Origin of the sequence: Streptomyces durmitorensis (assembly GCF_023498005.1) — a bacterium.
Classification (GTDB): domain Bacteria; phylum Actinomycetota; class Actinomycetes; order Streptomycetales; family Streptomycetaceae; genus Streptomyces; species Streptomyces durmitorensis.
On the sequence record NZ_CP097289.1, the window covers coordinates 602205 to 625449 of the forward strand.

A 23245-nucleotide genomic window follows, 5' to 3' on the forward strand; every position below is an offset into this window, starting at 1 on the left:
TACGCCGGTTGCGCCTCAGGCCGCGAGGCGTTCCGCCAGCAGCAGTACGCCGATCACGATCATGGCGGCGCCCGAGACGCGGGTGACCATGCGCGCGGCCTTGGGGCGTGCCCGCAGGATGGTGCGGGCCAGCACGCCGACGCAGAGGTAGATCGCGGCGCAGCTGAGCGTGTGGACCAGGCCGAGCGTGCCGATCTGGGCCGCCAGCGGCCAGCTGCCGTGCGGGGCGGTGAACTGCGGCAGCAGGGCAAGGAAGAGCAGCAGCGCCTTGGGGTTGAGGCCGCTGATGCCCACCCCCTTGAGGACCCGGGCCCCCGCCGCCCCGCTCTCCGCGTCCTGCGATCCGGTCCCGGCCACGGCGGGCCTGGCCAGCGTCGTGGCGCCGAGCCACACCAGGTAGAGCGCGCCGAGGACGGTCAGGGCGGTGAGGACGGACGGCGTCCGTGCCACGACCGCCGCCACCCCGGCGGCGACCACGGCGGTCAGCGCGACGTAGCCGAGCAGCAGACCGCTGACGGCCGGCACCACGGACCGGTCGCGGAGCCCGGCGTTGATCGCATAGGCCCAGTCCGCCCCCGGCACGAGGATGAGCAGGACTGAGACCGCCCAGAAGGCGGTGATGGAGCTGACTGCCACGACGTACTTCTCCCTCTCAAACAGGTTCTGAGTAGGAGATTAGTTCTGATACGCCCAAAGGTGTTTCCAAGTATTGCCAGCTGGGGCGGCCTTCGTGGCAGGATCTTCCTCATGGACGATGTGGACCGGAAGATTCTTGCGGAGCTCCAGAACGACGGCCGTCTGACGGTCACGGAACTGGCGGCCCGCGTGCGGCTCAGCCTCTCTCCCTGCCACCGTCGGCTGCGCGAGCTCGAACGCAGCGGGGCCATCCGCGGCTACCGCGCGATCCTGGACGCGCGCGCCGTGGGCCTGAGCTTCGAGGCGCTGGTCTTCGTCACCATGCGCCAGGAGGACCGCGACACGGTCTCCGCCTTCGAGCAGGCGCTCACCGAGATCCCCGAGATCCTGCAGGCCGAGCGCCTGTTCGGGGATCCGGACTATCTCGTACGCATCGTCAGCAGGGACCTGCCCGCCTTCCAGCGGCTCTACGACGACAAGCTCGCCACTCTGCCGGGCGTGCAGCGCCTGAGCTCCACGCTCGTCATGAAACACGTGGTGAACGAGGGCGCCCTGCCCCTGTGAACGTCAGCGGCGTCCCAGGGTCACGGCTCTGCATGGCCCCACCCTCCCGCCCGCGGCGGGTCACGTCTTGGACCAATGTTCCCCGCTGCTGGATGTCGAGCTTGCTGTCGTGTTCGCCGTCGTGTTCGCCGTCGTGCCCATCATCGTGCTCGTCTTCACCGGTGGCTGGCGCCCGCCGTGTCCGTGTCCGGCGGCGGGCCCAGCGCGCCCGGCGTGCAGCCCGCGAAGGCCAGTACGTCGCGGTGCAGATGGGACTGGTCGACGTACCCGCACGCCACGGCGACCTCGGCGGCGCCCCGGCCCGCCGAAAGCCCTCGTACGGCGCGGTCGAACCGTACGAGCATCGCGGCGCGCTTGGGCGTCAGGCCCACCTGGGCGGTGAACCTCGACCACAGCCGCTTGCGGCTCCACCCGCACGACAGCGCCAGGTCACCGACCCGCACCTGGCCCCGGCGGGAGACGATGTGCTCCCAGCTGGCGACGACCTCCGGATCCATCGACCGCGCCGACGCCTGGCGCCGCGTCAGGAACTCGTCCATCAGCGCGAAGCGGCCTTCCCACCCCTTCGCCGCGGTCAACTGCTCGCGGAGCCGGGGCTCATGGCGCCACAGCTCGTCGAGGCCGATCACGAGGCCGTTCAGATCGGAGAGCGAGACGCCCAGCAACGAGTAGGCGCTCACCGGCGACATGCGCAGCTCCACGCAGTCCACGCGCTCCCCGCGGATGCGGACTTCGCCCGGGGCGAGCCCGGCGGCAAGGCTCCTCAGCGCCCTGCTGCCGCTGGTGTTGTCGACGGCCAGGGCGTCGTCGCCCAGTTCGATCACGACCGTCACGATCGGCTGGGGGATGACCCGCATGTCCAGTCCGGCCGCCGCCCGGTCGCGGAATCCGGCCACCACCACGCCGTTGAACGGCGACGGGCGGCTCGGGCACGCGACCTCCCACCCGCGCAGGCGGTCGCCCTCGTACTGAACCGGGTCCACACCTCACAAGCTACCGGCTCGCCCTCCGCGGCGCGGCCGTCGTCCGTGCCGCCCTCACCTCCCCCACTCCCCTCACCACTCGGCTCACCACTCGGCGAACGAACCGTCCTCGTGCCGCCACACCGGGTTGTGCCAGTCCGCCTGGCTGTCGTCGGCCGCGCGCACCGCCTTCTCGTCGATGTCGATGCCGAGCCCCGGTCCGGTCGGGCGCAGCAGATGGCCCTGGTGGAAGCGGAACACTTCGGTGTCGGCGAGGTAGGACAGGACGTCCGCGCCGGTGTTGTAGTGGATGCCGATCGACTGTTCCTGGATCAGGAAGTTGGGGACGCTGACCGCGATCTGCAGGCTCGCGGCCAGCGAGACGGGGCCCAAGGGGCAGTGCGGGGCGATGAGGGTGTCGAAGGTCTCGGCGAGCGAGGCGATGCGGCGGACCTCGGAGATGCCGCCCGCGTGGGACAGGTCGGGCTGCAGGACCGCCACACCGGCCTGGAGGACGGGCAGCACGTCCTGCCGCGAGAACAGGCGCTCGCCGGTGGCGATCGGCACGGGCGATGAGGCGACCAGGGCGGGCAGCAAGTGGTCGTACTCGGGCAGGATCGGTTCCTCGACGAACATGGGCGCGAGCGGCGCCAGGTGGGGCAGCAGCCGGCGGGCGTTCGCGGCATGGAAGCGGCCGTGGAAGTCGAGCGCGAAGTCCCGTTCCGGGCCCAGGACTTCGCGGGCCGCGGTGGCGCGGTCGACGATCTCGTCGATGTCCGCGACGGTGGCAAGGCGGTTCATGCGGCCGCTCGCGTTCATCTTGACCGCGGTGAAGCCCGCCTCGACCTGGGCCGCCACCTGATCGGTGATGTGTGCGGGGGTGTCACCGCCCACCCAGCTGTAGGCGCGGACCCGGTCACGGACCGGACCGCCGAGAAGCACGTGCACCGGCACGCCGAGCCGCTTGCCCGCGATGTCCCACAGCGCCTGGTCGAGCCCGGCCACCGCGCTGGAGAGGACCGGGCCGCCCCGGTAGAAGGAACCCTTCGTCATCACCTGCCAGTGGTCCTCGATGCCCGACGGGTCCTTGCCGATGAGGAGTTCGGCCAGCTCGCCGACGGCCGTACGGACCGTGGCCGCGCGCCCCTCGACCACCGGCTCGCCCCAGCCGACCACTCCCTCGTCGGTCTCCACGCGGCACAGCAGCCAGCGGGGCGGCACGGAGAACGTCTCGATACGGGTGATCTTCATCAGGTGAACCTCCTTGAGCGACAAGGCAGATGGCCGACGGCGGCGGGCAAAGGGGGCGGCGGGGCAGCGGGTTCGCTCAGGCGGACGTCTTGTACACGCTCCAGCCGCCGTCCACCACGAGACTGGCCCCGGTGACGAAGGACGCGTCGTCGCTCAGCAGGAACGCGGCGCTCGCCGCGACCTCGTCCGGGCGGCCGAGGCGGCCCGCGGGCGTCTGCTCGATGCTGCGCGCCCGGTCCTCCTCACCGATCGCGTCCCAGGCCCGGGTCAGGATGGGCCCCGGCAGAAGGGCGTTGACCCGTACGACGGGTGCGTACTCCACCGCGAGCTGGCGCGCCAGGCCGGTCAGGCCCGCCTTCGCCGCCGCGTAGGCGGGGCGTCCGGGCAGCCCCATGACAGCGTGCACGGACGAGACCAGGACCACCGCGCCGCGCGTGGCGCGCAGGTCGTCGAGGCAGGCCCGTACGCCGAGGAAGGCGCCGGTCAGCATGACCGACAACTGCCGGTTCCAGTCCTCCGGTTCGATGACGTCGGCCGCGCCGCCGCGCACGGTGTAGGCATTGCTGAGCAAGCCGGTCACCGGGCCGAAGCGGGCGCGGGCGACCGCCACCGCCCGCGCCCACGAATCTTCCTCGGCCACGTCACACGGCTCGAAGACCGCACGCCCGCCGTCCTTGCGGATGGCGTGCGCGGTGCGCTCGCCCTCCGCGGCATCCACATCGGCGATCACCACCCCGGCCCCTTCGGCCGCGACCCGCCGGGCCGTCGCCGCACCGATCCCCTGGGCTCCCCCACTGACCACCACACAACGACCGACGAACCGCCGAGACGAACCTGACGACTGAGCACTCACAGGCAACTCCAGCCTTTCGCACCGGCACACACGGCAGCGGGCATTCCCCACCCACGCCATTAACCACCACCCGGCACCCTGCCGCCAACACCCCCTCCGGCCCCTCCACCGAGCGAAAGCCGGTGGACGTGTCCGTGGCCGTGCCGTGTGGCCGACGATCAACTGATGGAACGACGCATCGATCTCGACCGGGCGGCCGCTCACTTGGCGTGACGCGGCTGCGGCTTGGCCGTGGCGGCTGGAGCAGGACCGTTCACGGGTGGAGGATCCCGACTCCGTCGGCATCTGCATCGCCGGACCCCCAAGAGTTCGGGGAACTCCTCGACGGCTATGTACTCCGAGCGTTCGGTACGCCGTCGGCGGAGACCTCCAGTTGAGTCTCGGCATGCCACTGAGGCTGTCTACGCTGCTCGCATGTGGAGAGAGGTCGCAGGCGAGGCATTTTCCGGGGCCGGGTTCAGTGCGCCGGTCGACTCGGCGGGTGTGGCCGATGCCGAGCGACGGCTGGGGTGTTCTCTGCCGTCCGGGCTCGTGAGCCTGTTGCACGAGACCGACGGCATCGTGGGGCACTACGGCGTGGATACGGTCTGGCCCCTGGAGCGGATCGTCGAGGAGAATCTTCTCTTCTGGTCCGACAGCTCCTTTGCCGACCTGTACATGCCTTTCGACGCTCTCCTCTTCTTCGGTGACAACGGAGGCGGCGATCAGTTCGCTCTCGTCCGGAAGCCTCCGCGAGCTGACGTCTTCGTATGGGAGCACGAGAACGACAGCCGCCGCTGGGTCGCCCGGGACCTGGAGGACCACCTCCGTCGGTCACTCGCGGGGGACGGAGACGACTGGTACCAGTAGCAGTTGAAGCGGCGCCGACAGCGTTCCGCCATTGCTGATCGCGCAGAGCGCCCGCTGCTCTTCCTGGACGTGGATGCGTGATGCCAACAGGGTCATAGCTCCGCACTGGGTGTCGACGCCCCATCGGGGCCCGGCCCTCCTCCACCGCGCCGATTCCGAGACCAGCCTCACGGAAACCGACTCTGCCGTACTCGATGACTGGCTGGGCGGTGCCTATGACGGCTGACGTGAGGGGCTACGCGTACGCGCGGCGGCACCACGCCACGCGCGCGTGGGCCACGGTCAGTACTGCCATCACGCACGTGGCCGCCGGCGCTGGCCGAGTTGAGCCACGTGAACGCCTGGGTGAGAGCGGCCCGGTGCACGGATGCCGCAGTCAGCAGCGAGGACAGCACCAGGATCGGGGCCCGGCAGGCCGAGCCTAGGCTCAGCGGATGGGCGGCGTCCAGGCGGTCTGGCGTTGCGCTCAGACGCCGGGCGCCGGGCGCCGGAACGGGAGGGTGGCGGGCCGGAGCGAAGGTGCGGACCATGACCGGCGGGCGGCAGGCGGCAGGCGGCAGGCGGCAGACCGGCCTAGGCCGACGCCTCGGCACAGGCCGTCACATGTACATTGCGCGCCTCGATGAGCCTCCGCATGTACCGGCCAAGGGCAATCGCCTCCACGCCCGCTCCCAACAGGCCGAACGGCGCCGCGAATTCGACCACGTCACGCATCACCGTGCCCCCGCGCCCGTCCGGCGCGAAGCAGTGCGTGTGGTGCCACCGCTTGAACGGCCCGGCCACCTGCTCGTCCACGAACCTTCCGGGCCGCTCGTACGCGCTGATGCGCGACGTCATCCGCCACCGCATGCCGAAGTGCCGAGCCTCCCAGGTCACGGTGTCACCGAGCGCCATACGTCCCGCCCGGATGCCGCCGACGATCCGCTCGCCGGAGCGGGCCATGGACGCGGTGTGCAGATCCACGTCCAACGACAGGTCGAAGACGGTCGCCGGAGACGCGGCGATGTGCGTGACGGTCTCGAAACACTTCATACCGGGATGCTCGCACGAGCGCCCGATCGAGGAATCACCGGCTGCGTCGCGGGTGGGCGGCTGACCTGGGCGAGGCAATGACCCCTGCGTTGCCGCTCCTCCTCCTCACGGGGCCAGGCCGACACCGCCCCGTTCACGTCCCGGCTCGGCGGCAGGCATCTCACGTGCCGTCAGGGCCTCGCGCGAGGGCACTCCGTCCAGGTCTCCCCCTCGTACTGCGGGAGAACGGAGGCGATCACCGGGGCGGTCGGGCGGGACCGGCTCGGATCCGTCACAGCAGCCGACCTCGGCGTACCGCTTGTGGACATCGCCGTGCCCGGTCGAGTCCGGCGAGGGCCGTCGGCCGTTGCCCTTCTCCCCGTCATTCTTCTTCCCGTCATTCTTCTCCCCGACATTCTTCTTCCCGTCGCCCTTCTTCCCGTCACCCCTCGGCCCCGGCCTCTGCTCTCCGGGTAACGCCGGCTCGCAGGTCGGGCCGGCGCAGACCTCGCCGTCCGCGTGCGGTCTGTCAGGGCCCGCCTTCACCGAGGGGCCGCTCCTTCCGTCGATCGAGCGTGTGTCCGGGGATGGGGATGTCGTCGAGGTGTCGAGCATCCATCGCTGGTCGGCGGAGCCGTCACGAACCTTGACCACGACATCCGCGCCCTTGCGCGAGGAGGCAGGCGTGACCGCAAGACCTTCGTGCCACCGGGGCAGCAACTCCCCCAGCACGGTCAGGTCGTAGCGCACCTCATCGGCACGCGCGTCCGAAGGCGCCACACATCTGCCGAGGGTGACCACTCCGTCGTTCGCGTGGGAGTCCAGGCAGAGATCGGGACGGGCGACGCTGCTCAGCAGTCCGTTCTTCGCGTACGACCACTGCTGATCCGCCTCGTCCGAGCACTCGGCCAGCTTCGTCTCGGCACCGGGCCTGGCTTTGCCGCCCCGGATGTCGAGGCAGAGCTCCGCCGCCACGTTGCGGAGTCTGCCCTGGTCGGACCGGTCGGGGTATCCCGCGGATGTGGGAGGGGGTGAGCCTGCGGGCGGCGCCTCGGGATCCGCGCTCGGGTGGGTTTCACGGCTTCCGGCCATGTCGGTCGGGGGCACGGACCCGCCGCTGCCGCCGTCACCCGACGAGAGGATGGCGACGAGCACGGTCGCGAGCAGTGCGGCGGACCCCAGGACCGCTCCGGTGCGCAGCGCCTTGGAGTACGTCCGCGCGGGCCCGAGCGCACCGCCCGGCAGGGGGATGCGCGACGGAGGGCGATGGCGTCCGCCGCTGCCCGAGTGCCTGCCGCCGCGTCCGGCGGCTGCTCCGCCACGCGTCGCCGGGCGCCCGCGCCCCGGCCTCGACTCCAGGTACCGCCGGGCGCCCCAGCCGAGTACCGCTTCGGCGAGAAGAGTGTCCAACCCACTCTCGACAAGGCCGAGTTGGTCGGAAACGTCACGGCAGTGGCCACACTCCGACAGATGGTGTTGAACATCGGGCAGTAAGGCGCCACCGCGGCGAATCGTGACGTCGAGGAGTCGGTTGTAGAGGGGGCATTCCTTGGTAGGTGCAAGTTCCCGGTGGGCGCGGACGATGCCTGCCCGGAATTGTTCACGCGCCTGCTCAAGGGCGTCGACCGCGAGGTCGGCGCTCAAGCCCGACAAACCAGCGGGTATGGATATGTGCTCGGCCTCGACCGCGGTGTGCCACAGCAGGCACTGGGCAACTCCTGGAAGAGCCCAGAAGGAACGCGCGGCGAGTTGCCGCTTCGTGGGCGTCATGGAGGTCGCCGCCCGCATGCCGCGACCGCCGGTCGGTTTGCGGAGTTCCGGCATGAGAGCGGATATGCGGTCGTCGACGCACCATCCCCTGACCGTCTCCCTGACGGTCACGAGGAGAAGGGGGCGCAGGGCACCGCCCGGCTCGCCACGCGCCATGTGCCCGAGCACCTGATGGAAGGATGCCGCGGCGACCATCGAGGCCGAACTCGCCCAAGTGGCGAGGCAGATGGCCGAGTAGTCGTGCGCCGACTGCCAGTGCCGCGCGAGCAGGAGGGCGACGGGCTGGTCCGACTCTTCCTCTGTCCGGCCTCGCAGTCGGGCGGCGAGGCTCATGTCGGATTCCGCGTGGCTCACGCCGGGACGAGGGGGGTGGGACGGGCGTGGGGGGTGGGGCGGTTGCACAGAACCTTTTCCTTCCAAACCGAAGGACGGCACACGGGATATCGGGCCCATCGAAATGCGGGCGGCTGATTGGTGCATACCTGGGACTCGCCAAGGCGGGAATTAGATCAACGAACCACGAGACTCAGCCTCGATACTGCACCGCGACACTGTCCGAATACGGCCAACTGACGACCTTTTGGGTCGACGACCGGCACGAAATCGCGAACAGGAAAAGCGGTCCTGACCATTGCCTCGGCGCGAGGACGCTCACCTTGACACAGGCGACTCACGGGAAACAAGAAGTTCGAGCGACATCCATTCAAGTCGAGAGAGGACGGCCGACGTTACCGGCAGTACTCGCACCCGCTTTCGAAGAATGTCGCGGATCCCCCTCCCGGGAGGGCCTCAACCGCAGCCATGGAAGGCCCACTTGCACTCGCGTCCACGCCAACTCCCTTACGCACGCGCCCTCTTCCCCGCTCGCCCATCAGCAGCACGCCCCCCCCCTCACCTGCCCCACGAGGCAGCGAGCGCGTTCCGCCAGACGGGGCTGTCCACATAGTGGTTGTCGTAGCGCTCCGAGGACTCCGCGATCTTCTTCGGGTCACTCTCGCCGCGCATGACGCTGCCCAGCAGGCGCAGGTAGTCGAAGCGGGCCATGCCGGGCGTGAAGATGAACAGGACGTCCGCCTCGCAGCCCGGAGCCGCGGCGAAGGCGTGCGGAGTGTGCGGGGGCACGGCGAGGAAGTCGCCGGCCTTCAGGACGGTGATCTCCTCGCCCACCAAGACCTGGAGGGAGCCACTGATCACGAAGAAGAGTTCCGTCGCCTTGGTGTGGAAGTGCGCGGGAGCCCCGACGGCCCCCGCGGCGAACGTGGAGCGGTACACGGTGAACCCGCCGTCCGGCCCGTCCGTGTCGGCCAGCAGCGTCATCACACTGCTCGGATCGGCGGAGGTCTCGGCCTCCGCGGCGCGGGTGAGGAGGGCGGCGAAGTCGGTGTTCTTGCTGCTCATGGTGGTGTCCCCTTCGATTCGACAGCGGACCCGCTGTCGTTGTGATCACCACTCTACGAAGCCGAAAGACCTGCCACGGAGTGCAATTCACCGCCGAAAAGTGAGGTCAATTCTCCGGTATGCCACCCTGATCCACCAGACCGTTCCGCGACCACTGTTCAGGCATCACCCCTCAGCCAATCCCGCTGGATCTCGCGGGCGAGGGCGCGGCGCACGGAAGCCGAGCCGGGGGCGGTGACGTTCTCGGGGATGTCGAGACGGCGGCTGATCTCGTCGTACGCGTGCCGGTGGCTGCCCGGCAGTTGCACCTGATGCTGCCTCAGGTCCTCTTCGAGGAGGCGCCGCAGCTCGTCGACGTTCTGGGGCGTGAAGCGCTTCCTTCCCCGGACGAGGGCATGGACGTAACGCGCGCAGTGCGCTCCGTCGTCCAAGGTCTCGGAGACTTCCTCGGCCAGGCCCCACAGGCGCCCCTCCAGCCAGGGGAGGTCTCGCTGGTCGAGGTGGAGATCCATCGGCGGCAGGAGGCGCTCGTCCGTCCGGGACTTCGCCATCTGCTTGGACACCGCGGGCTGGCTCATGTCCGCGAGCTCGGCGATCTTGTCCTGCGTCCAGCCGAAGCCGGCGAACAGCTGGATCATTTCCGCGCGCAACTTCCGCATCTCCTCGCCCGCGCGGATGACCTCGTTCATGCCGGCGAGCATCCGCTCGGCCTGCCCCTCGGTCAGCGCCCCGGCGTTCTGGTGAGTGTCCTCTTCAGCTGCCATGCCTCGGTTATACCGTCCAGCCGCTCTGGCGCCATAACCAGGTTCCATAACGGGGTTGTATAACCCAGTTATGAGTGTCACGATCGGCGCATGCCCACCTACTCCGCGCCTGACGGAACCCGACTCGCCTACCACCCGCAGGGAGACGGTGACCCCCTCGTGTGCATCCCGGGCGGTCCCGCGGATTCCCGCTACCTCGGCGATCTCGGCGGCCTGGCCGCGCACCGGCAGCTGATCGTTCTGGACAGTCGCGGTACCGGGCGGTCCGCGGTTCCCGAAGACCCCTCCTCCTACCGGTGCGACCGCCTCGTCGAGGACGTCGAGGCCCTGCGCGACCACCTCGGACTCCCCCGGATGGACCTGCTCGGCCACTCCGGCGGCGCCAACGTCGCGACGCAGTACGCGGCCCGGTACCCACAGCGCCTCGGCAAGCTCGCCCTCATCAGCCCGGGGGCCCGAGCCGTCGGGGTGGCGATCACCGGTGACATGCGGCGCGAGATCGCTCAACTGCGCAGGAACGAACCGTGGTTCCCGTCCGCGTTCACCGCCCTGGAGGCGATCACCGAAGGCACCGGCACCGACTGGGAGGCCATCAGCCCCTTCTTCTACGGCCGCTGGGACACCGCCGCACAGCAGCATCACGCGGCCGGTCGGCCGGGCAACGAGGAAGCCGTCGCCGGTTTCGCGGCGGAGGGTGCCTTCGACGTGGAGACCACACGTGCGCGGCTCGCCCGCTGCGAGATGCCCGTCCTGCTGCTCACCGGGGAGTTCGACGTGAACAGCCCCCCTCGGCCGGTGGCCGAGTTCGCGGCGCTGTTCCGCGACGCGACTCCCGTGGTGCAGCCGGCAGCGGGTCACTATCCCTGGCTCGACGACGCAGAACAGTTCCGGACGACCACCGCGGCGTTCCTCGCGTAGTCCCTCCCGCCCTCGGCGTGAAGGCATGTGGTGGACGCGTGTGACGGGCCGAATTCGGGTCAGACGGGGATCATGACGCGCTTCGCAACGGTAGGTCTGCTGGCGGCCTGCGCGGTCGGCAGTGTGCTGCTCGCCGTCCTGGCATCCCCGTGGTGGTGGCTCGCCGCGGCCCCTTTCGTGGCCGTGGCGCTGACCGGGCTGTACGACCTTGTCCAGAGGCGGCACTCCGTGCTGCGGAACTACCCCGTGCTCGGCCATCTGCGCTTCCTCATGGAAACGCTGCGCCCGGAGCTGCAGCAGTACTTCGTGGAGCGCAACTACGACGGCAGGCCCTACGACCGCGACACCCGCAGCATCGTCTACGAACGGGCCAAGGGTGTCGACGCCGAGGAACCGTTCGGCACCGAGCGCGACATGGACGCGCGCGGCTACGAATTCCTCGTGCCGTCCATGGCCCCGTCGAACGTGCCCGACGAGCCGCCCCGCGTCCGGGTCGGCGGGCCCGACTGCACCCAGGCGTACGACATGGCGCTCCTCAATGTCTCGGCGATGAGTTTCGGCTCGCTCTCCTCCCACGCCGTCCTGGCCCTGAACACGGGTGCGGAACGCGGCGGATTCGCACACGACACCGGCGAGGGCGGCCTGTCCACCTACCATCTGCGCCCCGGCGGCGACCTCGTCTGGGAGATCGGTACCGGCTACTTCGGCTGCCGCACCCGTGACGGAGACTTCGACGCGCGGCAGTTCGCCGAGAAGGCCGCCCACCCCTCCGTGCGCTGCGTGTCCCTCAAGATGTCACAGGGCGCGAAACCGGGAATCGGAGGCGTCCTGCCCGGCAGCAAGGTCAACGCCGAGATCGCCTCGGTACGCGGCGTGCCCGAAGGCGAGACGGTCGTCTCGCCGCCGTACCACCGCGTGTTCTCCACCCCTCGCGAGCTCGTCCACTTCCTCGCCCGGATGCGGGAACTGACGGACGGCAAACCGGTGGGATTCAAGCTGTGTCCCGGATCCCGGACACAGTTCCTCGCCGTGTGCAAAGCCATGGCCGAAGAGGAGATCACGCCGGACTTCATCGTGGTGGACGGCGCTGAGGGCGGCACGGGCGCGGCGCCGCTCGAATTCGCCGACAACCTCGGCATGCCGCTCACCGAGGGCCTCTTCACCGTGCACAGCGCCCTGACGGGCACGGGCCTGCGGAGCCGGATCCGCATCGGGGCCAGCGGCAAGGTGGCGACGGGCTCCGACATCGTCAAGCGCCTCGTCATGGGCGCCGACTACACCAACGCGGCCCGCGCGATGATGTTCGCCGTCGGCTGCATCCAGGCCCAGCGCTGTCACACCAACCGCTGCCCGACCGGCGTCACCACCCAGGACCCGCATCGCGCCCGCGCCCTCGACGTCGTGGACAAGGCCGCACGCGTCACGCGCTATCAGCAGGCCACGGTCCACAGCGCGCTGCAGATCATGGCCGCGATGGGCGTGCGCGACGCCGCGGAGCTGGGTCCGCATCTGCTGCGGCGCCGCGAGGACCAGGGACGCTTCAGGTCGTACGCCGAGCTGTACGACTGGCTGTCCCCCGGCGAACTGCTCGCAGCGCCACCCGAGAGCTGGGCCGCCGACTGGCATGCAGCGCGGCCGGACACCTTCGCCGCCTGACGCGCCCCTTCTCGCGCCGCGTCAGCGGAACCGAGCGAAACGGAAGGCTCGCCACGTATTGGCGGCGCCAAGTCGGGCACTCGGTCAGGGTCCCGCGAACCTCCGCGTCCGGAAGCACGTGAACAAATGGCCACACCGGCACATAAGCCGCAAGATGGACACGATGCCGACGCACTGCCGAATCCGCCCAGCGACCAACCACGAGCCACGAGCACACCGCCCGCACACGGCCCTTCGCAGCTGCTGACCCGGACCTTCGCGGCGCAGAGAACACCACCCACCGAAAGGCACTCGTCACCCATGAGCGACGTCACAGGCAAGGCGACCACCACGGACGCCGGCGTTCCGGTCGAGAGCGATGAGCACTCGCTCACGGTCGGCGCCGGTGGGCCGATCCTCCTGCAGGACTCCTATCTGATCGAACAGATGGCGCAGTTCAACCGGGAGCGGATTCCTGAGCGGCAGCCGCACGCCAAGGGCAGCGGCGCCTTCGGCCACTTCGAGGTCACCGCGGACGTGAGCGCCTACACGAAGGCCGCCCTCTTCCAGCCGGGCACCCGGACCGACCTGGTGACGCGGTTCTCCACCGTCGCCGGTGAGCGCGGAAGCCCGGACACCTGGCGTGACCCGCGCGGATTCGCGGTAAAGTTCTACACCACCGAGGGCAACTACGACATGGTCGGGAACAACACCCCGGTCTTCTTCGTGAAGGACCCGATGAAGTTCCAGCACTTCATCCGGTCCCAGAAACGCCGGGCGGACAACAACCTCCGCGACCACGACATGCAGTGGGACTTCTGGACCCTCTCCCCCGAGTCCGCCCACCAGGTCACGTGGCTGATGGGCGACCGAGGCATCCCGCGCACCTGGCGCCACATGAACGGCTACACCTCGCACACGTACATGTGGATCAACGCGCAGGGCGAGCGGTTCTGGGTCAAGTACCACTTCAAGACCGACCAGGGCGTCGAACACTTCACCCAGCACGAGGCCGACCAGATGGCCGCGGCCGACACGGACTATCACACCCGGGATCTCTTCGAGCACATCCGGGACGGTGAGTACCCCAGCTGGACGCTGCACGTGCAGGTCATGCCGTACGACGACGCTGCGACCTACCGCTTCAACCCGTTCGACCTGACCAAGGTGTGGCCGCATGCCGACTACCCGCTGATCGAGGTCGGCAGGATGACCCTGGACCGCAACCCCACGGACAACCACGCCGAGATCGAGCAGGCGGCCTTCCAGCCGAACAACCTGGTCCCCGGCATCGGTCCGAGCCCCGACCGCATGCTCCTGGCGAGGCTGTTCTCCTACGCCGACGCACACCGCCACCGCATCGGCGGCAACTACCAGCAGCTGCCGGTCAACGCTCCCGTCGCGCCCCTGCGGACGTACTCCAAGGACGGGGCCATGGCCTACCGCAAGACGGAGGACCCGGTCTACGCGCCCAACTCCAAGGGCGGCCCGGCAGCCGACACCAGCCGCTACGCCCCGCCGAGCTGGTACGCGGACGGTGACATCACCCGCGCCGCCTACGTCGACCACGCCGAGGACGACGACTGGGGTCAGCCGGGCACCATGGTGCGCGAGGTCCTGGACGACGCCGCACGCGACCGTCTCGTGGACAACGTCGTCGGACACCTGCTCAACGGCGTGAGCGAGCCCGTGCTCGCCAGGGCCTTCGAGTACTGGTCGAACATCGACAAGTCCATCGGTGAGCGCATCGCGCAGGGAGTGCGCGCCAAGGCGGACGAGAAGGACCCCAAGGCCGGGGAGCAGGCCAACCCGGCCCGCAGCAGCATGCAGGACAAGGCCTGACCTGCTCGCACTCGCACTCGCACTCGCACGACTGATGCTGCATACGTCTGCCGCTGCCTGGGAGGGCGGCGGCAGACGTATGCATGCGGTAGAGCCATGAAAGACCGTCCGAGCCGGGCGGGTCACGCCTCCGGCGCGGCGAAGTCGCACCAGACGGCCTTGCCCTCGCCGCGCGGCTCGATTCCCCAGCGCGACGCGACCGCCTCCACCAGGAGCAGTCCTCGGCCGGAGGTGGCGGTCTCCACCGGGGACCTCTTGCGGGGCCGGGTGCTCGAACGGTCCTTCACCCACAGGCGGACGTGGCGAGGCGGGCCGGTGAGCACCTCCAGCGTCAGGATGGCGCCCCCGTCGGTGTGGACGAGGGCGTTGACGAGGAGTTCACCCGCCGCCACCTCGACGTCGTCGGCGACCGCTCCAAGACCCCACGAAGCGAGGTGCTCGCGCAGCGCCGCGCGTGCGTCGGCGAGGCCTTCCGGGTCTGCCTGGTGGACGTACCGGTGGATGCGCGGCTCCTGGAGCGTGCCAGGGTCGGGGAGCCTGCGCAGGACCAGGAGCGCCACGTCGTCACTGCTGCCCCATCTCTTCCACAGCGCGCGCGAGAGGTGGTCCGCCAGATCCTCGGCCGACTCGGGTCCGGTGGACAACACCTCGGCGAGGTGCTGGATCCCGGTGTCGAGGTCGAGACCGGCGTCCTCCACGAGCCCGTCCGTGCACAGCACCAGGGTCTCGCCCGGCACGAGGTCGAGCCGCACCTCGGGGTAGTCCTCCATGTCGAAGTCGGTGGCAATGCCCAGCGGCAGCCCGCCTCGGACCCGTGGCACACCCACGCGGCCGTCCACATGCCGCACGAGGGGCGGCAGATGTCCGGCCCGCACGGCGCGCACGATGCCGGTGGTGGGGTCGAACTGGGCATAGGTGCAGGTGGCGAACCGCTCGGTGTCCAGCTCGGCGAGGAAGCGCGAGGCGCGCGAGACCACCGTCGCGGGCGGGTGCCCCTCGCCGGCGAAGGCCCGCAGGGCGATGCGCAGCTGCCCCATGATGGCCGCGGCGTGGGTGTCGTGTCCTTGTACGTCGCCCACGACCACGCCGATCCGTCCGCGGGGCAGAGTGATGACGTCGTAGAAGTCCCCTCCGACGTCACGACCGCCCCAGGCGGCGTGATAGCGCACGGCGACCTCGGAGTCCGGGACGTCGGGGACCCCACGCGGCAACATCGTGGCCTGCAGACTCCTGGCGAGGTCCCGTTCCTCGTCGAACAGCATGGCGCGCTGCAGTGACTGGGCGACGATGCCGGAGAGACCGATGCAGAGGTTGCGGTCCGCGTCGCTGAAGTCCTTCCGGCCGCGGTAGAAGAGCGCGAGTCCGCCGATGGCGCGGTCCTGGGCGACCAGGGGCAGGAACGCCGCCGAGTCGAGCTCCATCTCCTCGATGTAGGGCCCCAGGCGGGAGAAGCGCCGACCCAGGTCGGGCAGTGAGCCCACGAAACGGGGCTGGCGGGTCAGGACGGCCTCGGCCAGCGGCAGCGATTCGTCGACCTTGTGCAGCTTGAGTTCGTCGAGGGCCTGCATCGTCTGACCCACGAGGGCGATCAGCTTCAGGTTCTCGCCCTCGACCAGGCCGAGCACCAGGCCGTCGGCGGCGAACCGGTCGAGGCCGCTCGCGCCGGACAGCACGGCCACCACGTCGTCGACCGTGACGGCCCGGGAGAGGGCTTCCGTGGTGCCCTGCACCATCAGGGCGATGCCTTGGCGGCGCTCCTCCCTGGGGTCGGTGGCCGCGAGCTCCGTCCCGTCCTTCGAGGCCGTCCGCACGATGCCGACGGCACGTACGGCATGGCCCTCGTCGTCGCGCAGGATGTGTCCACGGGCGTGGCTGAGGTGCCGCGTGCCGTCACGGTGGCGGACACGGAAGTAGACGCCATAGGCGTCATCGCCCGTGTTGACCGCCTCGGTGACGGCGAAGCTGACGCGTACGGCCTCCTCTGGTGGCACCCGTCTCCGCAGAGAGGTGACCAGGCCGTGGAACTCATCGGGACGCAGGTCGAGTACCGCCAGGGCACTGGCGTCGAGACTGAGCTCACCGCTGTCCAGGTCCCAGTCGAAGCTGCCCATGCCGGTCAGGAGCAGGCACTGTTCCAGGTCGATGTGTGACTTCTTGGCTGACGTCATGGCTGTCTCCGTATGCCCTCGGTCACCATAAGCGCCAGCCGCACCAGGCGCGCGGCAGTCACGCCCCCGGGCGGTCGCCCCGGCCGCACGCCCAGCCCCCTGCCGACACCTCAGGCTCAACCGCGCAGAAAGTGGAGATCGCCCTTCCGGTGATCTGTCGGGGCAGCGGGGTAACCGGGTGTTTCGCGGCATCGACGGCCGCGGAACGACCGGAGGGCGCGGACGCGCCCCCAGGAGGGAGCAGACGTGGTGAGGAGCAGCAGAACTCTGGCGGCCGCCGTGGCCGGAGCGGCCTTGGTGGCACTGGCCGGGTGCGGTGGCGACGACTCGGACGACAAGGGCGGGCCGTTCGCGGGCAAGAGCGCCGACCAGATCGCCGCCGACGCGGTCAAGGCCACCCAGCAGGCCGACTCGATGCACATGAAGGGGACCGTGCAGCAATCCGCGGGTTCCTCGATGACCATCGACCTGTCGGTGGACCAGAGCAAGAACTGTGACGGCACCATCGAGACGGCGGGTGCGTCCGCGGACGTACGGAACACGAAGGGCACGTTCTATCTACGGGGCGACGAGAAGTACTGGGAGACCGCCCTCAAGGGGCAGCCCGGCGGCGACAAGATCGTGCCGAAGGTTGCGGACAAGTGGGTGAAGGCGCCCGCGGACGACGCCACGGCGAAGAACGTGTGCGACAAGAAGGCGCTCACGGCTGCCATGGACAAGGACAAGTCGGAACGCAAGGGCATGAAGAAGGGCTCGACGACGACCGTCGACGGCTCCGAGGCGATCCGGCTGACGAAGAAGACCTCCGGCGGCGAGACCCTCACGCTGTACGTGGCCACCGAGGGCAAGCCGTACATCCTGCGCACGACGTCGACCGGCGGCAAGGAGCCCAACACCGCCACCTTCAGCGACTACGGCAAGTCCGTGAGCCCTGAGGAGCCCGCGCCCGGCGAGACCGTGGACCTGCAGAAGCTCGCCGCATCCGGCGAGAAGGCCTGACGCCGCGCGACAGCGTGACGTCTCCGTCCGGAAAGACCCGTCCAGAAAGAGGTGCGTATGTCCGCGTCCCTGCTCGAGTCCGTCGACATCAAGGCGCCGGTGTCCGTCGCCTGGGCGCTGTGGAGCGACGTGACGCGCTGGCCCGCCTTCCTCAGCCACGTACGCTTGGTCGAGCCGATGGACGAGCGCCGCTTCGCATGGCAGCTGGAGCTGCCCGGTGCGGAGAAGAACTTCGTCGCCGAACTCACCGAAGTGGTGCCCGAGAACCGGATCGCCTGGCACACCGTCGAGGGGGTGGATCACGCCGGCGTGGTGACCTTCCATCGCCTCAGCGACACCACGAGCCGGGTGACACTCCAGATCGAGTACGACCCCAAGGGCTTCGTGGAACACCTCGGCGCCCTCACGAACCTCGACTCCACCCTGGCCAACTACGACCTGGGTGAGTTCCAGAAGCTCGCCGAGAAGACGGCCCGATAGCCCCAGCCCCGGAGTCGGGGACCCCTGGCACACGAGGAAACGGCGCTGCGCCCGCGTCTGCTGAAGTGGGCGCAGCGCCGTTTCCTCGCGCGTCAGGCCGCGTCAGGCCGCGTCGCTGTGGTGCTGCTCGGCGACTGGCGCTCGATGGCGTCCTGCGTGTCCGCCCCCGTGGATGAGGCGAAGGTGACGTACACGCCGATCGGTTCTCGGCGACGGTTCCCCGTTCATCAGGTCCTCGATGCGGTCCATGGCGACCATCAGGAGCCCCATGACCGGCAAGAGCAAAAGAGCGACAACTAGCATCGGCAGCGTCCTCCTCGCAGCTTCTCTTTTCGCCTGCCCCTGACTGGCATGCTCACGGCACCGAAGAGATGGAGAGCCTGCAACGCTCTCTTCACATCCGCGGCGTGGACCGCGGTCTTCACCCGGCAGGCCGCCAAACGAGTGACGTTTTCCCTGCGGCTGATGACCCTGGTCCCGCGTGAGCCGCCCTCGGCTGGACAGTCGCCCCAGTGCCGGACGGCAGATCAAGCACCGACATGCGCACGGGGGAAAGGAACGTGCTCGTGAGCATCATCGCCTGAATGCTGATCAGTCACATCTTGGGAGCCGTCACCGGCGGCTACAGGTCCAGCCGTGAGCGGTCGAGTGTGGCGGCTGAGCTGGTGATGAATTCCTTGCGGGGTGCCACGTCGTTGCCCATCAGGAGATCGAAGACCTGCTCGGCGGCGTCCAGGTCACCGATGTTGACCCGCCGCAGCGTGCGATAACGCGGATCCATCGTCGTCTCCGCGAGCTGGTCCGCGTCCATCTCACCCAGACCCTTGTAACGCTGAATGGAATCCTTGAACCGGATCCCCTTGCGCTGATACTCAAGGAGCGTCTCGCGCAGCTCATTGTCCGAGTACGTGTAGACGTACTTGTCCTGCCCCTTCTTCGGCTGCACCAGCTCGATCCGGTGCAACGGCGGCACCGCCGCGAACACCCGGCCCGCCTCCACCATCGGACGCATATAACGCTGGAAGAGGGTGAGCAGCAGGATCCGGATGTGCGCGCCGTCCACATCGGCGTCCACCAGAAGAATGATCTTCCCGTAGCGGGCCGCGTCGATGTCGAAGGTCCGCCCCGACCCCGCCCCTATGACCTGGATGATCGCCCCGCACTCGGCGTTCTTCAGCATGTCCGACACGGACGCCTTCTGAACATTGAGGATCTTCCCCCGGATCGGCAACAACGCCTGGAACTCCGAGTTCCGCGCCAGCTTCGCCGTGCCCAGCGCCGAGTCACCCTCCACGATGAACAGCTCGCTGCGCTCCACATCATCACTGCGGCAATCCGCCAGCTTCGCCGGCAACGACGACGACTCCAGCGCCGTCTTACGCCGCTGGGCATCCTTGTGCTGACGCGCCGCGATCCGCGTACGGGCCGCGGCCACCGCCTTGTCCATCACCGCCCGCGCCTGCGCCTTCGCATCACGCCTGGTCGACGTCAAAAACGCCTTGAGCTCCTTGGCGATCACCTGGGCGACAATCCGGTTGGCCGCCGAGGTGCCCAGCACCTCCTTGGTCTGCCCCTCGAACTGCGGCTCCGCCAGACGCACCGTGACCACCGCGGTCAGCCCCTCCAGGGCGTCGTCCTTGACGATGTCGTCCTCGGCCACCCGCAGCACCTTCTGACTGCGCAGCACCTCATTCATCGTCTTCGTCAGCGAGCGCTCGAAGCCCGACACATGCGTGCCGCCCTTGGGCGTGGCAATGATGTTCACGAAGGACCGCAGCGTCGTGTCGTAGCCCGTGCCCCAGCGCATCGCCACATCCACCACGAGATCACGGGTCACCTCGGTGGGCGTCATCTGCCCGTGATCATCCAGGACCGGCACGGTCTCCTTGAAACTGCCCTGCCCCGACAGCCGCAGCACATCACACACCGCCTTGTCCTGCGCCAGATACTCACAGAACTCACTGATCCCGCCGTCGAAACGGAAGGACTCCTCCCCCTTGGTACCGCCCTCCCCCAGACCGTACTCATCACGCACCACAATCGTCAGACCCGGCACCAAAAACGCCGTCTGCCGGGCACGCTGATGCAGCGTCTCCAAATTGAGCTTGGCATCCTTGAGGAAGATCTGGCGATCCGCCCAGTACCGCACCCGCGTACCCGTACGCGTCTTGGGTGTCCTCGCGGTCTTGCGGAGGCCACTGGCGGGGGTGAAGTCCGCCGTGGGGCCGTTGCCGTGGTAGATGCCGGGCGTACCGCGGCGGAAGCTGACGGCATGGGTGTGGCCGTGCCGGTCGACCTCCACGTCCAGGCGGTGGGCCAGGGCGTTGACCACGGAAGCGCCCACGCCGTGCAGGCCGCCGGAGGCCACGTACGAGCCACCGCCGAACTTCCCGCCCGCGTGCAGCTTGGTGTAGGCGACCTCAACCCCTGAGAGTCCTGAACGAGGTTCGGTGTCGACGGGGATGCCTCGGCCGTTGTCCCGGACCTCCACCGAGGCGTCGTCGTGGAGGATGACTTCGATGTGGCCGCAGTGGCCTCCCAGGGCCTCGTCGACGGAGTTGTCGATGATCTCCCAGAGGCAGTGCAGCAGGCCACGGCTGTCCGTCGACCCGACGTACATCCCCGGACGCTTGCGGACCGCCTCCAGGCCTTCCAGAACCATCAAGTGCCGTGCGGTGTAGTCGGAACCGCCTGTCACGGCCCCGGCCGGGGCGGTTGCGGGTGAGGGGTGCGGGGATGCACTCACGCGGGTTTTCCTCCGATGCGGCGGCAGTTGGGGTCGGATGTCTCGGACATCTCACGTATCTCAGATGTCGAGGAAACGGACGTCCTTGGCGTTGCGTTGGATGAAGGAGCGGCGTGCCTCGACATCCTCGCCCATGAGAACGGAGAAGAGGTCGTCGGCGACGGCGGCGTCGTCCAGGCTCACTTGCCCAAGGACACGGTGATCGACGTCCATCGTGGTGATGCGCAGTTCCTCGGCGTTCATCTCGCCCAGGCCTTTGAAGCGCTGGATGGAGTCGTCCTTGATGCGCCGTCCCTCCTGACGGCCCTGCTCGATGAGGGCGTCGCGTTCCCGGTCGGAGAAGGCGTACTCGGCGTGATCCCGGCTCCACTTGACCTTGTAGAGGGGCGGTCGCGAGAGATAGACGTGGCCGTGCTCGATCAGCGGCCGCATGAAGCGGAACAGGAACGTCAGGAGCAGCGTGTTGATGTGCTGGCCGTCGACGTCGGCGTCCGCCATCAGAATGATCTTGTGATAGCGGAGCTTCTCGATGTCGAAGTCCTCGTGCACGCCCGCGCCGAAGGCCGAGATCAACGCCTGGATCTCCTGGTTGTGCAGGATCCTGTCGATGCGCGCCTTCTCTACGTTCAGGATCTTGCCCCGGATCGGCAGGATGGCCTGGAACTCGGGATTGCGGCCGGACTTGGCCGAGCCGCCTGCGGAGTCGCCCTCGACGATGAAGATCTCGGACCTGCTCGGATCGTTGGACTGGCAGTCGGACAACTTGCCCGGCAGAGCCGTTGATTCCAGCAGGCCCTTGCGGCGGGTCAGGTCCCGGGCCTTGCGGGCCGCCACCCGGGCCGTTGCCGCCTGAACGCCCTTGCGGACGATGTCCGCGGCCTCGTTCGGATTGCGGTCGAACCAGTCCGCCAGCTGCTCGTGCACGATCTTCTGTACGTACGTGCGCACCTCGGTGTTGCCGAGCTTGGCCTTGGTCTGGCCCTCGAACTGGGGCTCGCCCAGCTTGACCGAGATGATCGCCGTCAGGCCCTCGCGGACGTCCTCACCGGCGAGGTTGTCGTCCTTGTCCCGCAGCAGCTTCCTGTCGCGGGCGTACCGGTTGACGATGGTCGTCAGCGCGGTGCGAAAGCCTTCTTCGTGGGTGCCGCCCTCGTGGGTGTGGATGGTGTTGGCGTAGGAGTAGACGCTGTCGGAGAACTGGCTGTTCCACTGCATCGCCACCTCCACCGACATCAGGCGCTCGCCGTCCTCGGCGGCGAAATCGATGACGGTGGGGTGGACCGGTTCGCCCTTGCGGGCATTGAGATGCCTGACGAAGTCGCTGATCCCGCCTTCATAGCGGTAGGCCACCGTCTTGGCCCGCTGCTCCTCGACGGTGTCCGAGCCCGCCCTGTCCGCGGTCGCGGTGGCCCGCGCCGCGGAGCGCTCGTCGGTGAGGGTGAGGGTCAGCCCCCTGTTGAGGAACGCCATCTCCTGAAAGCGGCGGGCCAGAGTCTCGAACGAGTACTGGGTGGTCTCGAAGATGGACCCGTCGGCCCAGAAGGTGATCGACGTACCCGTTCGCTCAGTGGCCTCGTGGCGGGACAGCGCAGCGATCGGCACACCGGCCTTGTACTCCTGGGTCCAGCGGTGGCCTTCGGTCCAGATCTCCACGGACAAGCGCGTGGACAGGGCGTTCACCACCGACAGGCCCACGCCGTGCAGTCCGCCGGAGACGGCGTAGCCACCGCCGCCGAACTTGCCGCCCGCGTGCAGGACAGTGAGCACCAGCTCCACCGCGGGCTTCTTCTCCACCGGGTGCATGCCCACCGGAATGCCACGGCCGTTGTCGACGACCCGCACCCCGCCGTCCGCGAGGATCGTCACGTCGATCCGGTCCGCCACCCCGGCCAGGGCCTCGTCCACCGAGTTGTCGACGATCTCCTGCACCAGGTGGTGCAGCCCCCTCTCCCCCGTGGAGCCGATGTACATGCCCGGCCGCTTGCGGACCGCGTCAAGACCGTCCAGGACGGTGATGGCGTTCGCGTCATAGGACGACTCGCCACCGGCGCGAGGCTGAGCAGGCGTAGCGGTGGAGGTACCAGCTTCGGTCACGGATGCTCCTTCTTCGGGCACGACGAACAGCGCCCCCGGCAAGGCAGCCGGAAACGCCAGATCACTGACAGAGAGATCGCCCCGAGGGCAGGCAAAGCCCTCCCACGCAGGCGGGAACCGGCCTCAGCACTCCAGACCGGAACAGTCACCAGACTACCGGTCGCGCCATCACCCACCAGGGCAGGAAGACCTCTGAACGGCGTTGAGACGTAAGAAAAGGGGTGTCGATTACTCCCCCTACCGAAACCAATCCGCCAGGGCGCCAGAAGGGCCCTCAGGGGCGTCCGTGCGGGCGAAAATGTCGG

At 68.8% G+C, this 23245-nt stretch carries 18 protein-coding genes; 7 read left to right on the forward strand and 11 right to left on the reverse strand.

The features are described from left to right. Positions 1-15: 15 nt before the first annotated feature. The gene (locus M4V62_RS02565; RefSeq protein ID WP_249585545.1) at positions 16-636 is read right to left on the reverse strand and encodes a LysE family translocator; all 621 of its coding nucleotides are present in this window, start codon (positions 634-636) and stop codon (positions 16-18) included. A 111-nt stretch (positions 637-747) separates the two neighbouring features. On the opposite strand from M4V62_RS02565, the gene M4V62_RS02570 reads away from it, so the two are divergent. Beyond that, positions 748-1200 (forward strand): Lrp/AsnC family transcriptional regulator, encoded by a 453-nt coding sequence (locus tag M4V62_RS02570; RefSeq protein WP_249585546.1) that lies wholly within the window; start codon positions 748-750, stop codon positions 1198-1200. A gap of 155 nt (positions 1201-1355) precedes the next feature. Here the strand turns inward: M4V62_RS02570 and M4V62_RS02575 are convergent, their stop codons facing one another. The 3 genes from M4V62_RS02575 to M4V62_RS02585 form a co-directional block, all read right to left on the reverse strand. After that, complete coding sequence (locus M4V62_RS02575) at positions 1356-2183, reverse strand: helix-turn-helix domain-containing protein (protein ID WP_249585547.1); 828 nt, start codon at positions 2181-2183, stop codon at positions 1356-1358. A gap of 84 nt (positions 2184-2267) precedes the next feature. Continuing rightward, positions 2268-3413, reverse strand: coding sequence for a galactonate dehydratase (dgoD, locus tag M4V62_RS02580; protein WP_249585548.1), 1146 nt, complete (start codon positions 3411-3413; stop codon positions 2268-2270). Between the two features lie 76 nt (positions 3414-3489). Continuing rightward, positions 3490-4218 carry an SDR family NAD(P)-dependent oxidoreductase gene (locus M4V62_RS02585; RefSeq protein ID WP_249585549.1) on the reverse strand — a complete coding sequence of 243 codons (729 nt, stop codon included), beginning with the start codon at positions 4216-4218 and terminating at the stop codon, positions 3490-3492. 462 nt (positions 4219-4680) lie between these two features. On the opposite strand from M4V62_RS02585, the gene M4V62_RS02590 reads away from it, so the two are divergent. Next, positions 4681-5115: an SMI1/KNR4 family protein gene (locus M4V62_RS02590; RefSeq protein ID WP_249585550.1), complete on the forward strand. Its 435-nt coding sequence runs from the start codon at positions 4681-4683 to the stop codon at positions 5113-5115. Between the two features lie 573 nt (positions 5116-5688). Here the strand turns inward: M4V62_RS02590 and M4V62_RS02595 are convergent. The 4 genes from M4V62_RS02595 to M4V62_RS02610 all read right to left on the reverse strand — a co-directional run bounded on the left by M4V62_RS02595 (position 5689) and on the right by M4V62_RS02610 (position 10058). Beyond that, entirely contained in the window at positions 5689-6147 is a 459-nt protein-coding gene (locus tag M4V62_RS02595; RefSeq protein ID WP_249585551.1) for an SRPBCC family protein, read from the reverse strand. A 105-nt stretch (positions 6148-6252) separates the two neighbouring features. Then, a complete protein-coding gene (locus M4V62_RS02600) occupies positions 6253-8250 on the reverse strand; it encodes an RICIN domain-containing protein (RefSeq protein WP_249585552.1) in 1998 nt (665 codons plus the stop codon). Positions 8251-8787: 537 nt separating this feature from the next. Further along, the gene (locus M4V62_RS02605) at positions 8788-9294 is read right to left on the reverse strand and encodes a cupin domain-containing protein (protein WP_249585553.1); all 507 of its coding nucleotides are present in this window, start codon (positions 9292-9294) and stop codon (positions 8788-8790) included. A gap of 158 nt (positions 9295-9452) precedes the next feature. Next, positions 9453-10058, reverse strand: a complete 606-nt coding sequence (locus M4V62_RS02610; protein WP_249585554.1) for a sigma-70 family RNA polymerase sigma factor — start codon at positions 10056-10058, stop codon at positions 9453-9455. 90 nt (positions 10059-10148) lie between these two features. On the opposite strand from M4V62_RS02610, the gene M4V62_RS02615 reads away from it, so the two are divergent. From M4V62_RS02615 to M4V62_RS02625, 3 genes are all read left to right on the forward strand, one after another. Further along, entirely contained in the window at positions 10149-10976 is an 828-nt protein-coding gene (locus tag M4V62_RS02615; protein WP_249585555.1) for an alpha/beta fold hydrolase, read from the forward strand. Positions 10977-11048: 72 nt separating this feature from the next. Beyond that, entirely contained in the window at positions 11049-12632 is a 1584-nt protein-coding gene (locus tag M4V62_RS02620; RefSeq protein WP_249585556.1) for an FMN-binding glutamate synthase family protein, read from the forward strand. Between the two features lie 300 nt (positions 12633-12932). After that, positions 12933-14453 (forward strand): catalase, encoded by a 1521-nt coding sequence (locus M4V62_RS02625; RefSeq protein ID WP_249585557.1) that lies wholly within the window; start codon positions 12933-12935, stop codon positions 14451-14453. A 122-nt stretch (positions 14454-14575) separates the two neighbouring features. Here M4V62_RS02625 and M4V62_RS02630 read toward each other — a convergent pair whose 3' ends face one another. Beyond that, on the reverse strand, positions 14576-16621 hold the full coding sequence (locus M4V62_RS02630) for a SpoIIE family protein phosphatase (protein ID WP_249585558.1): 2046 nt from the start codon (positions 16619-16621) through the stop codon (positions 14576-14578). 249 nt (positions 16622-16870) lie between these two features. Here M4V62_RS02630 and M4V62_RS02635 point away from each other — a divergent pair, with 249 nt between their 5' ends. Together M4V62_RS02635 and M4V62_RS02640 are read left to right on the forward strand one after the other, a co-directional pair. Beyond that, entirely contained in the window at positions 16871-17620 is a 750-nt protein-coding gene (locus M4V62_RS02635) for a hypothetical protein (RefSeq protein ID WP_249585559.1), read from the forward strand. Between the two features lie 57 nt (positions 17621-17677). Then, positions 17678-18100: an SRPBCC family protein gene (locus tag M4V62_RS02640; protein ID WP_249585560.1), complete on the forward strand. Its 423-nt coding sequence runs from the start codon at positions 17678-17680 to the stop codon at positions 18098-18100. A gap of 622 nt (positions 18101-18722) precedes the next feature. Here the strand turns inward: M4V62_RS02640 and M4V62_RS02645 are convergent. Continuing rightward, the gene (locus M4V62_RS02645; RefSeq protein ID WP_249585561.1) at positions 18723-20846 is read right to left on the reverse strand and encodes a DNA gyrase/topoisomerase IV subunit B; all 2124 of its coding nucleotides are present in this window, start codon (positions 20844-20846) and stop codon (positions 18723-18725) included. A gap of 60 nt (positions 20847-20906) precedes the next feature. Next, positions 20907-22940 carry a DNA topoisomerase (ATP-hydrolyzing) subunit B gene (gyrB, locus tag M4V62_RS02650; protein WP_249585562.1) on the reverse strand — a complete coding sequence of 678 codons (2034 nt, stop codon included), beginning with the start codon at positions 22938-22940 and terminating at the stop codon, positions 20907-20909. Between the last annotated feature and the right edge of the window lie 305 nt (positions 22941-23245).